The following is an 11530-nucleotide window of genomic DNA, read 5'->3' as shown; positions in this document are numbered from 1 at the left end:
GGTGGTGCGGGTGTGGGAGCCGGGCCAGGCGGCTTCGACTGCCCGTTCTACTAAGGACGGGGGGATGGGGCCTGGGACCCAGAACTGCACGGTGACGCCGTGCTCGCCGAACACGTACTCCATCGCCAGGTGGGGTTGCCCGGCCCACCACCGTCGCCAGGCCGGGCGCAGGAGCCCGACGAGGTTGGACCAGACCGCGGCTGCGCCGGCGGGATCGACGGTGGGCGGGGCGAGCACGGTGATCCTGCGAGCATCGACCTGCAACACGGCGTGGCGACGCGCGCGCCACCAGCGGCGCGCCACGACGACGCCCGCCAGCGTCACAGCCAGGACCGGAACGACGACCGGCGCCCACACCAGTGCCCACTCACGCAAGGCGGCGAGCAGGTCGAGCGTGGTGCCGCCGGGATCGCGCAGGTAGTCGCCCACCCAGTTCTGCCTCACCGGCGATGCCGCAGCGCGCGTAGCCATAGCGGGACTCCCTTCAAGAAAAGTCGTGCGCGACAAGGAAAGGTCGACAGCTGCGCCGGGGTCCGGTCACGTCGGATCGAGGTCGACCTGGCCTGCGTCGTCGAACTCGTCACCGTCGAGCTCCGCATCGGTGCCTGTGGCGACGGTGTCGGCTGTGTCGGCGGGGCCGAGGTCGATGTAGGCGTCGGCGAGACCGTTGTCGGTGGCGTCGGGGTCCTCCTCGGCGAACCGGGCGAGTTCGGCGGGGTCTGTGGTGATCAGGAAGTTCTCTGTGGGGGAGGCCAGCGATTCCAACGCCACCCGCTGCGTCCCCGAGCTGAGAAGACCCTGGCCCCGCTCGGCCGAGAGCAGGAACTGCCGCTCTCCGGCGGAGAGGTCGAAGGTCTCGGCGATCTCGTCGATGGCCTGCGGCGCCTGGCGCAACAAAACCTGGGTGGCCGCGTTGCTCACGATGGCTTTGCCGAGGTCGCTGCTGAGCACGTCGGCGGTGTCCTGCGTCGCCACGGTCAGGCCCGCCCAGTGTTTGCGGGCGGCTTTGGCCATGCGGAACAGGAACTTCGCGCCTTCGGGCTGCTGCATCAGCAGCCACGCCTCGTCGACCACCACCAGCCGGGGCCGCCGGGAGGCCGGGTTCGAGACGCGGCGCCAGACGGCGTCGAGCACGAGCAGAGTGCCGATCGCGCGCACCTCGTCGGGCAGATCCCGCAGGGAGAACACCACGAGGTGCCCGTCCGGGGTGGCGGTGGTGGGCCCGTCGAAGAGGTCGGCGAACGACCCGTCGACGAACGGGTGCAACCGGGCGGCCAGATCGGCGGCCACCCGATCACCGCTGTCGCCGGAGGCGGCGAGCACGTCACGCAGATTCCGCAGCAGCGGCGCCGGGCGCGTCCACGTCCGGGCGTCGTCGGTGATGCCCGCACGGTGGTAGGTGGCGGTGATCGCGGTGTCGAGCACCGCGCGTTCGGCGGCGGTGACCTCGGCACCGAAGAGCACGGCCAGGACGGTGTGCAGGAACAGGCTTCGCCGCTTGAGCGCGTCCTGGGGCGCGGTGCGCCGCCCGCGCGCGTCGGTGTGCACGGGCAGATCGAAAGGGTTCAGCCGCACCCCGCCCGCGCCGAGGTGCACATAGGTCCCGCCGACCTGAGAAGCGAGGCGGGCGTACTCGTCCTCGGGGTCGACGACGAACGCCTGCACCCCGTCGGCTGCCCATCCGTCCTCGTCGTCGCCGAGGGCGCGGTAGAGGCTGCGCAGCGTCTCGAGCTTCACGAAATATGACTTACCCGCGCCACTGCGTCCGAGGACGACGGAGTTGTAGTTGTCGCAGGCGAACCGGTCCCAGTGCACGAGCCCGGACGAGCCGATGTTGTAGCCGTAGAGCACCCCGGACGGCGCCGAGGTCGTCGGGTCGGTCGGCGGCAGATCCGGCGAGGTGAACGGATACGCGGCCGACACGGCCGCGGTGTCGAATGTCCTCTTCAACCCCAACGGGTCCAGCCCGATTGGCAGGGTGCTCACCCAGCCCTGCAACGCCCGGTAGGTCGCGGGTTTGGCGTCGAGCAGCAGCGACGCGCACAGCGACCGCAGCGCCGAGACTTCCTCGGCGAGCGCGGTCTCGTCGGGTGCGTGCACGGTGAGGTACAGCCCGAATCGGAACAGGCGCCCGTCGCCGCGGGCGATGCGCCGGGACAGGTCGGCGGCGTCCTCGGCTGCGGCGTCGAGCTCGGGGTCGTCGAGCCGGTCATGGCGCGCGCTGTGGCGGCGGGACGATTCCAGCTTGGCGCGCTGCTTGCGCAGTCCGCTGGCGGCGGTGGTCGGATCGACCGGCTGCACATGCACCGATACGTCCAACCGCGCCGGGTAGGTCAGCAGCGGCGCGAGCCAGCCGGGATAGACCTCCTGCGGATACCCGGTGACCCCGAAGCTCGCGACGAACTCGTTGCCGACCTCCAAGTGCCGCGCGGACACCGACAACGAGTCGGGGGTAAATGCTTCCGCTCCGGGACAGGCGGCCGGGGCGTGGTGTCTGGTGCGGGCCATGGGTGTCTACCTGCTTTCGATCTCGTCGTCGTAGTCCCAGTCCTCGTCCACCGGCAGCCACGGCCCCGCCGCCTGCGAGCGGCCGGAGCGCGACGGCCCGGGGCGGACCGGGCGAGACACCGCCGCGAGGTCGGCATCGTCGGGGCCGTAGAGGTCGGTGAAGGTGGTGGTGGCGGTGACGACCTCGTCGGCTCCGGCCAGCTGCGCCGAGGGCGGCAGGAACGTGTCGGGGTTGCAGGCCGCCGCCAGCACGCCGGTCGCGGCGGCGGCATTGAGCGGGGTGGCCACGATCCCGGCGGGGGAGAGCAGGTCGATGGCTTCGCCGAGACGCCGCACCAGCCGTTGCTCGGCCGCTTGCCGCACCCCGTCGTCCATCCGCTTCTCGTCGTCGTTGCGGTGGCGTCGCCACGGCAGCACGCTCGACGCGGAGGCGGGCACCGGGCCGGTACGCAACGGTTCGCGCAACACGAGCAGCACCTGACGGCGCAGCAGATCGGCGTGCGCGGTGAGCTCGGCGAGGTAGTCCGCGTGATCCCGCGCGGCGGCCTCCAAAGCCGGGTGCGGCAGCCCGCCGGCACGGGCACGTAACTCGGCGATCTGGGGGGCGAGGTCGAGCCGTTCGGCCCGCACCAGGATCTGCACCGGCGCGGTCAGGGAGTGCAGGTAGCGCGCGAAGGACGCGACGAGCGCCTCCTGCTCCCCGGGCGTGCGCAGGCTGAAGTTCACTGTCGAGCAGACGGCGATGACCGCGAGCCCGTCGGTGCCGAGGTCGACGACCCCGGCCTGTGCGCCGGTGTCGGTCACGCCGCTGGCGGGGAGTTCCAGCGGTGCCGGGGACACCGGTTCGGCGCCCGCTGAGGTCGCCGGGTGTCGTGCACGGCGACCTCGCGTGCGGGTGTCGGGTTGCTGGGCGCTCAGCCAGGCGGGGGCCGCGCGCACGCCTTCGGGCGCGGCGACCCGGTGCCGCGGGGACAGGTGCTGGCGCACGGCGGCGAGGGCGAGCTTGTCCAGGGACAGCCCGTCACACTGCCCGAGGGCCAGCACGGTGACCATGATCCCGACGGGCAGGGCGACGATGAGGAACACCGGCAGCGGCACCACGGTGCGGGTGAGCGAGTAGAAACCGTAGAGCAGGAGGCCGGCGACGCCGAGGATCGCGAGTTGCCGGGCGGTCAGGGGCCCGAGCACCCGGTCCGGGCGGTCGACGTCGGCGGGCACACGCACGGGAGAAGTCATGGCTCACGGTCCTCACTTCTTCTGGGGCCCCGGCGACCGGGCAGGTCCAAGGGCAGGGGCAGTTGCGTTCCGGCGCGCCGCTTCGGCGGCGGCGCTGAGGCGCCCGCGTCCTTGGCCGGTGGCGGTGGCGTGGGTTTGGGCTGGCGTCGGACTCCGAGCGGCAGCGGGTACTGGCCCGAGGCCAGTGGCCGGTTGCCGGTGTAGGCATCGCGCGTCGGGCGACGCGGGGCGCGGGCGGCGCCGTTGATCTGCCCGGACGGGGTGATCAGCCCTGGGCCGGTCTGCCGGGGCGGGCTGGCCGGTGCGTGCTCGGCGAGGTCGTCGGCCAACGCCCGGCGCCCGACGCGATCCGGCTCTCGCCGCGTGGTGATCGGCAACCCGAGCTGATCGCGAGGAAGCGCGCCGGGGAGATCGTCGGGCGGCAGTGCTCGCGGGTTCGCCGACACCGTCTGCTCGTCCCCGGAGCCGCGCGTGGTGAACAGCGACATCTGCCCCGGACCTGCCCGGCGGTCCGTTCCCGGGCCGGTGTCCGCCAGCTCGCCGAGGCGCGGTGACCGGCGCGGCCCGGGGCGTGTGCGGCGGACTCGCATCGGCAGCATGAACTGGCCCGAGCGGGTGACCGGCGGGTCCGCCGGAGCACCACCACCGCCGCCGCGCACTCGGGGCCCGCCGCCTTTGCCGCCGAACAGGGAGCTGGCGCCGCCGAGCAGGCCCATGGTCTTGTAGGCGATCGCGCCGCGCACCAGCGAGCCCAGCATCGAGCGTCCTCCGCCGCTCACCGGGCGCAGGCACCAGAACGGAATCTTGATCAGCACCCACATCAGCGCCAAGCACATCAGCAGGTTGACTAGCCCGTTCAGGGTCGGGCCGAACACGGTGAACCCGCCCGGCGCGAAGAAGACCCGCAACGCGACCACCAGCGCCAGCGACTGGCCGACCTGGATGGCCAGCACCCCGCCGAAGGCTTTCCACCACGCGTGCGCGATGCCCTCGGTGTGGGGCAGGGCGTGCCACATCAGCGCGATCGGGGCGGCGGCGATCAGCAGGATCGTCACCATCACCCGCACGATGAACGTGACCAGCAAAACGATGATCATCACCGCGAGGGCCAAGCCGATGAAGATCAGCCACAGTCCGCCGCCGTTGAGGGCATTGAGCACCATGTCGGTCAGCGCCTTGCCCGCCGCCTCCGGGCTGACACCGGAACCCATCACCGCGTGGGCGAGGGCGTTGGCGATCTGGATCGTCTTGGTCGCGAGAAACAAGCTCAGAGTTCCGGCGAGAAACCCGATGACAACCCGGGGCCCGATCTCCTTGATGGTGTAGCGGGTCTGCAGGGTCTCGTAGCCCATGACGACCATCCCGGCGATGAGCACGATGATCACGTAGGCCGTCAGCAGGATCTGCCACGACTCGGTCCACAGCTGTCCGACACTGGGCAGTGAGCTCGGCTCGGGCGTGGTCAGCAGCGTCTGGCCCAGCAACTCCAGCAGCGGGTTGAGTGCGTCGGTGACCACACTGCGGAAGAAGCTGTCGATGCCCTCGGTGACGCAGGCGATCGGGTCGGTGAGCCCGCACTCATCGGGCCGGTCTCCGCTGCCCGTGCCCGGCGTCGGGAGGTTGCCCGGCGCGTGCGGGTCGATCGGGGTCGGCTGCGGAATGCAGTTCGGCCCTTCACACGGCGCGGGCACGGATGTTGTCGGCGGCGGAGTGCCGCCGAGCGGGCCGCACTCGGGCATCAAGGCACCCGGGAAACACGACACCGGCGGCTGTGACGGCGGCGGCACCAGGGGAGTGCTCGGCAGCCCCGAGGGTGTCGGCTCCTGGGGGCCGGTGGGCAGCATGCACGCGGGGTCGCCCGAGCCCGGGCCGCAGTCAGGTTGCGGTACCGGAGGCAACGGCAGTACCGGCGGTTGCGCGGGCACCAGCGGTGCCGCCGCTGCCCTGGGCGTGAGTGCACCGCCGGGCGCGGCCGAGGCGGTCAGCGCGATTCCGGCGAGGGTCGCCAGCAGCGACACCAGCACCGCGAGGGCGCCGGCCCAGCGACGTGGGGGCAGCCACTGTGCCCCACCGCCGTGTCCGCGACGGCTCCTCGCGCGACCCGTCGGCGCCCCGACCATGAGCCGCTCGTCGCGGCCGGGCCCGATGCTCGCGGTGCTGGTGTCGCTGCCCGAATCGGTGGCTCGGGCAGGACGCACGCCTGACGTCATCGCGTGGCGCCGGGCGAGGGCGCGTGGCCGGGCTGACGGGGGGTGGCGCTGTGCGGTCATGGGTCACACCCCGCCCACGATGCCTTTGAGGATCTCGACCACGAGCGGGGCGAGTGCGGCGAGGCCGAAGCCGATCCCGGCGGCCTTGAACGCGCCCTTGGCTTTCTCGATCTCGCCCGGGTCGCCGGAGGCCATCAGGTAGCGCAGCCCGCCGATGGTCAAAAACACCACGGCGACCCCGGCGAGGATCCCCATGATCCAGCTGCGGATGTTGTTGAGGACCTCGTCAACGGTTTGCGCGAGTGCGACGATCTGGACCGTCTCCGCTCGCGCGACTGAGGACGTCAGCAGCAGCCCGGCGGCGACCAGCCACCCGAGGAGCAGGACGACACGGGGGTGGCGCGTACCTGGCCGTGGCCGCCCGGGCGCGGGGGCGGTGTCGGCCGAGCCCGCGCAGCGACTCCCGATGTGGTGGGTGGTTGCGGTCGCGGACTGGGGAGGTGCCGGACGCGGTCGCTGCGTGGGAGTCGAGGAGCCGGGACGGCGCGGTGCCGTACGGCGTGCGGGCGGGCGGAGATGGCGGTGGCGATGTGGTGTCAGTCGCATGAGCGGGCCTCCTGAGTGAGCGCCGAGCGGCGGGGCGGGTGTGCGGGCAGTTGGGTCCCGCGTGCGCTAACTCCGGATTTCGGGGCGTTTGGAGACACCGGGCGCACGAATTTCTTCGCCAGTTCCGGACTCAGGCGTGTCACGGTGCGTAGCCGTTGCCGATGGGTGTGGGAGAGACGCAGGGCTGGGTGCCGGGGCCCGCTGGGGTGGCCGCGATAGCTGGTGTCCGGGGCCGGTGGGGAGGTGTCGTCGGCGGGCTCGTCGACTGGCTCGGTGAGGTAGCGGGTCAGTCGCTGCTCGGCGCGATGACGTGTTTTCTGAACTGCCTTGTACGGCTCGCCGCGCGCGTGCGCGGCCTCGGTCAATGACAGTTCCCCGAAGCGAGTGGCCGAGATCAGCGCGGCTTCGTCGGTCGTGATGACGCCCGCGCGCACGGCGGTCACGAGCACGAGGTCGGGGTGTCCGCCCGGGCGGTGTGGTGGAGTGGAGCGGAAGCCGATGTCCTCCATCGGCGGCGCGGCGTCGAGGGCTTCGCGCAGCGCGGTGTATCCGGCGCGGTAAGCCGCCCACCGCAGTCGCACGAGGATCGCCGGGCGATCCAGAGCGACCTCGCCGAGCCCGTCGAGGAACCCGGTCAGAACGGCGGCGTGGATGTCGTGCTTGTCACCGCGGAACCGGTTGGTCAGCTGCGCGGCGACCGGCAGCAGCACCGGCATCGCCAGGCCGACGCACGCCATGGTCCAGGTCCCGCCTTCCGCGCGCGCCCGGGCGATCAGATAGGTCCACGTCGCGTCGCGGGTCGCCTGGGTGCAGTCCTCTGTCAACAGCAGCGCCCCGAGTTCGTCCAGCGGTATCGGACGGGAGGGAAGCCCGAGGATCGAAGCGCCGTCCACGCACACCGGATGCGGGCCGGTCACCAGCCACTCTAAGGTCGAGGCGGCGACGTCGAACACCCCGTCTTCCCGTGCGTATTCGTCACTGCGGCGAAGAGAGAAAACGCCCGATTCGTGATCGGTTTCCGGTAACGACGAATCCATGTTGGCTACTCCCTGGTAAAGGCGGAATCGGTGCCCCACCAGAGAGCCATCCAGGGCGCCTCGAAACCGCCTCAAAAGCGCCTCCCGGCCGCCTCACAAGCGCATCAAAGGGCGCCTCAAGCGCAGCTGCGCGTGCATTGCCGAAGATCGACGAACGTGACCTTCGGACGGGGTTGCAGCGCTTGAGGCGCCCACAGTTATGGCCTTGAGCTGCGCTGACACGCGTTAGCAGGGGTAACCGAGCGTGTCGCTTCAAGCGCTTTGCGTTACAGGCGGAGGTGTGGATGCGCGCAGCAGGGTGCGACGGGAAAGTTCTTGCAACCCTTCGCGAAGCCTCGGCGAATAGGGGGACAGATCATCACCTGAGTGGCGAAGTCGCGATTCTTTGTCCCGACCAGGCGGAATGACGTTCGCTGTCCTGAATCTCGGAAGTTTTGTGAACTTTTCCGGGAGCGAGTGTCTCCAAATGGCCTTTTTTCCGGAGTTAGCCGGTGACCGCATCCACCGTCGGGAACGCACCGGCGGCACTCACTTTCAGGAGGCTTCTCATGACCCAGCGCGCGCAGTCCCCGGACGGCCGTCCTGGTCGCCGGACAGACTCGACTCGCCCGCCGCGCACCCGGCGCGGTGGCGATCGCGCCCCCTACCCCGGAGCCCGCACGCGCACCGCCGCGGCGGGCGCCGGCGGGACCCGCGCGACCTCGCGTCCCGAAGGCGCGCCGTCGCCGTCGCGCCGTCGCCGGGTGCCCTCGTCGACGGCGCCAACTCCGGCCACCGTGTGGACATGCGGGCCCGAGCCGATCGACGCCCACGCGGCGTGGCCGGTGCCCATCGTGAAGACCCTCACGGCGGCATTCACCGACCCCGGCGCACATGTCGTTCTGGTCGACATCGACACCGCGCCGACCATGGTCACGACCCCTGCCACCGACGGCGTCACGACGGCTGGGGCGGAGTCGGTGGCCACGGCGCGGGAGGCGGTGCGCGCGCTCGACCGAACCCCCGAGACGCTCACTCTCGACCCACGCACGCACGTGCCCGCCGCGTCGTCGCGGCCGTTCTGGGCCGACCTCGTCACCGACTCCGCCGACCCGTCCGCGGCGCTTGCCGGAACACCGTCGCTCCCGGCGAGCACCGGAGCCCTCGACAACGCGGACGCGTCCGCTCCGGCGCGCGGCGCGCGTGCGGATCTGGTGCTCGTGTCAGTGCCCGCCCGTGCCGCCGAGACGGTGTCACTGGACCGGCTCGCGCTGCTGGCAGCGGACCGGCTGCGCTCGGGCGGCATCTTCGCGGTGTATACGCACAGTGACTGGACGCGGGGGCGTTTGGTCGACCCGACCGGCGCGATCGTGGCCGCCTGCCAGCACGCCGATCTGCTCTACCTACAGCACATCGTCGCCCTGCACACCCCCGTCGAGAAAGGGCGCCTGCGCGCCGCGCCGACTGCGACCGTGGCCGCCGAATATGACCGCACCCGGCACCGCGCGGCGGTGCGCGGACTGCCCGCACCGCACCTTCGCGCGCACGGCGATGTCCTCGCGTTCGCACAACCCGCGAGCCCCGTGAGTTCATGCGAAGTGAGGGGTTTTCAGGACGAACCCACGGGTGGGTTGACCGGATCTTTCGGTGCGGACCGGTCGGTTCGCACGCAACTGGACGAGGCGTCTTCGTGAGGCCGTTTGAGGAGTTGGCGGGCGGATGTTGCGTAGCGGACCGCGGTCTTGGCGTCGAGGTCGAACACCTCGGACAGGTGCAGCGGGTCAGCGCCGCTGACGAGGGCCTCGTCGAGTTGTCGGTCGATGCGCAGCCGCTCCAGGGACGCGGGCAACCCGGTCAGGGTCCGGTTCGCCCAGACGTGACTGACCTGTCCTGTGCCGATCGCGGTCATGGCGTTGACCATCAGGTGCGGGTTGGCAGTGTTCGGCCAATTTTGCCGACGGTGGTCCAGCCATGCGAGCAACGTCTGGTGGCTCAGCTCGCTCAGAGGCTGGCTCCTCCCGGCAATAGTGACGCGCCGATTCCCCAGGTCGACATCGGACAGGTGCAGCGCGCGGATCGCGCCTGGTCGGGCGGCGTGCACGGCGGCGAGGACGACGAAGACGCGTGCCTGGAGTGTCGTCGCGGCGCGAACCGTGCGGGCGATCTCGACGGTCGTGAGCGGCTGCAGGACTCCGCGATCGACGTCGCCGACATGAAAGCGGCTGGTGGGATTGGCGAACACGACGCCCCGGCGTTTAGCCCAGGAAAACAGCGACCGCAACGCCACGAGTGTGATCTGGCGTCGGATGCCGTGCAAGGGCTTGAGCGCGGTCATGACCTCGTCCCGGCTGATCTCGCGCAGATGGTCGTGGCGGGCCGACCAGTCCAGCAGGACCGGCCGCAGCAGGTCGATGTATCCGCGCAGGGTCCGATGACTACGGGCGCGGGTGCGTGGGCCACCGATGTGCATCAGCTGAACCCACCGACGGGTGTCGTCACGGATTCCCGGGGCGATGTCCGCGAGCTTCGCCTCGAGCCAGCGGGCAAAGGCAAGGTGGCGATCGTCGAGCAGGATGCCCATCGACTGCAGGACCTCGGTGGTCTGGGCGAGGCTGGAGCAGCGGCCGGTCAGCACCGGGTGATAGCTCGAGTAGCGGATCAGTTCGCCCTCGACATAGCGCGTCAGCAGCATCGTGAGGTTGCGGGTCAAGGTCCGCGTCAGCTGGGGGTTGAACCCACGGGCCTCGGCCATCGTCGCGGCGATGTGCAGCGCCCAGCACAGCCACGGGTTGGCCGGGGTCTGCCGGTCCCGCCGGTCGACCATGCCGTAGCGGTAGGCGCGGCGCAGATCGGGAAACAGCAGCAACTGCACCCCCCGAGGCGCGGGCCGCGTCGCGATCACCGGCATGGCCTCGGAAGCTTCTGTGCGCGGACGGGCGGTGCGCTGCAGCGGCATCCCGGCGAAACACAGCTGGTGGTGCCGTACCTGCCGGACGTAGGGCAGCAGCATCGTGTTGGGACCGGTCGGCCGATCCAGCTGAGCCTGCGCCCAGCACGGTCGGCAATGGCCCTTCATCAGCGGCAGTCGGCGTCCGCAGGCACCGCAGTCGGCGACCTCCAGGTGGCGGGCGGCGAAATCCGAGCATGGCCTGCACGTTGCCTCGTGCCAGAGCACGCCCCAGGCGAAGCAGGTGCCGCAACTGCGCGCGTCGCGATGTTCATGCACCAGCGATCACGCCGGGGGCAGCGAGCGGCCGTCCCGCCGCCGGGGCACCACGGGAGCGGCACCCGACACCGCCGCAGCCGGTGCGCTTTCCGCGTCGCCCGGCTGCGCGACCTTCTCCGGTTCGGGCAGCAGCAGTTCGCCGACCTGACAGCCCAGGACCGCGCAGATGACATCGAGGTCGTCGAGTTTGATCGAGGCCGGCTGGCCCGACCACAAGCCGGACATCTTCCCGGCCGAGATCACCAAGCCACGCTCGGCGAGGCTGCGCTGCAGCTCCGAGGCCTTCCAGATGCCGCGGTTTGCCGCCGCGAGCCGCAGATTCCAGCGCACTCAGATCAGCCCTTCCAGCCGTCGCGCCGCCCGCAACTGCCCAGCAGCCCAGGCATCTTCGATCCGGGTCCGGTGGACATGGACGTAGCGCATCGTCGTGGCGATCCAAGAATGCCCCAACAGCTCCTGGATCGCGATGAGATCCATGCCCTCGTGGTAGAGCTGAGAGGCGCAGTAGTGCCGCAGCACGTGCGGGGTGAGTTTGCCCGGCCAGTTCGGCAGGTGGTTCGTCGCTGCGGCGCCGAGTCCGCGTCGCAGCGTGTCGTCACCGACCCGAGAGCACGAGCCGTCGCCGTTGCATCGCTCGGAGGGAAACAGCGGTGCGCCCGGGCGGGTGTGGTCGTCGTCGAAGTGTCCCCACACGTCCTCGATATACCAGCGCAGCGTCCGATCGGCGC

General features: G+C 70.9%; 10 protein-coding genes and 1 pseudogene. 1 reads left to right on the top strand and 10 read right to left on the bottom strand.

Features of this window, described 5'->3' with window-relative positions; translation table 11 throughout:
- The 7 genes and pseudogenes from D0C15_RS33070 to D0C15_RS33040 form a co-directional block, all read right to left on the bottom strand.
- Nucleotides 1-471 (bottom strand): annotated as a pseudogene (locus D0C15_RS33070) (type VI secretion protein); the annotation flags it as partial.
- Between the two features lie 66 nt (nt 472-537).
- Nucleotides 538-2508 carry a VirB4 family type IV secretion system protein gene (locus tag D0C15_RS33065; protein ID WP_116051981.1) on the bottom strand — a complete coding sequence of 657 codons (1971 nt, stop codon included), beginning with the start codon at nt 2506-2508 and terminating at the stop codon, nt 538-540.
- 6 nt (nt 2509-2514) lie between these two features.
- Nucleotides 2515-3744: a PrgI family protein gene (locus D0C15_RS33060; protein ID WP_116051980.1), complete on the bottom strand. Its 1230-nt coding sequence runs from the start codon at nt 3742-3744 to the stop codon at nt 2515-2517.
- Nucleotides 3741-6014 carry a TrbL/VirB6 family protein gene (locus D0C15_RS33055; protein ID WP_228714293.1) on the bottom strand — a complete coding sequence of 758 codons (2274 nt, stop codon included), beginning with the start codon at nt 6012-6014 and terminating at the stop codon, nt 3741-3743. Before D0C15_RS33055 ends, D0C15_RS33060 begins: the two co-directional genes overlap by 4 nt.
- A 3-nt stretch (nt 6015-6017) precedes the next feature.
- Nucleotides 6018-6338 (bottom strand): Mbov_0395 family pilin-like conjugal transfer protein, encoded by a 321-nt coding sequence (locus D0C15_RS33050; protein ID WP_116051983.1) that lies wholly within the window; start codon nt 6336-6338, stop codon nt 6018-6020.
- A gap of 212 nt (nt 6339-6550) precedes the next feature.
- On the bottom strand, nt 6551-7597 hold the full coding sequence (locus tag D0C15_RS33045; protein WP_245976504.1) for a sigma-70 family RNA polymerase sigma factor: 1047 nt from the start codon (nt 7595-7597) through the stop codon (nt 6551-6553).
- Nucleotides 7598-8240: 643 nt separating this feature from the next.
- Complete coding sequence (locus D0C15_RS33040; RefSeq protein ID WP_116051979.1) at nt 8241-8429, bottom strand: hypothetical protein; 189 nt, start codon at nt 8427-8429, stop codon at nt 8241-8243.
- A gap of 1 nt (nt 8430) precedes the next feature.
- Between D0C15_RS33040 and D0C15_RS33035 the strand changes: the two genes are divergently transcribed.
- The gene (locus D0C15_RS33035) at nt 8431-9270 is read left to right on the top strand and encodes a serine/threonine-protein kinase (protein WP_245976503.1); all 840 of its coding nucleotides are present in this window, start codon (nt 8431-8433) and stop codon (nt 9268-9270) included.
- Here D0C15_RS33035 and D0C15_RS33030 read toward each other — a convergent pair.
- The 3 genes from D0C15_RS33030 to D0C15_RS33020 all read right to left on the bottom strand — a co-directional run.
- Nucleotides 9186-10802 (bottom strand): site-specific integrase, encoded by a 1617-nt coding sequence (locus tag D0C15_RS33030; RefSeq protein ID WP_116051978.1) that lies wholly within the window; start codon nt 10800-10802, stop codon nt 9186-9188. The two genes, D0C15_RS33035 and D0C15_RS33030, sit on opposite strands and share 85 nt — an antisense overlap.
- A 6-nt stretch (nt 10803-10808) precedes the next feature.
- Nucleotides 10809-11132: a helix-turn-helix domain-containing protein gene (locus D0C15_RS33025; protein WP_116051977.1), complete on the bottom strand. Its 324-nt coding sequence runs from the start codon at nt 11130-11132 to the stop codon at nt 10809-10811.
- Nucleotides 11133-11530 (bottom strand): tyrosine-type recombinase/integrase (locus tag D0C15_RS33020; protein ID WP_162830371.1); only part of this gene is annotated, 398 nt, incomplete at its 5' end.

The sequence above is a fragment of the Amycolatopsis palatopharyngis genome (assembly GCF_003385185.1).
Taxonomy (GTDB): Bacteria; Actinomycetota; Actinomycetes; order Mycobacteriales; family Pseudonocardiaceae; genus Amycolatopsis; species Amycolatopsis palatopharyngis.
This window is presented reverse-complemented; position numbering and strand designations above follow the sequence as displayed.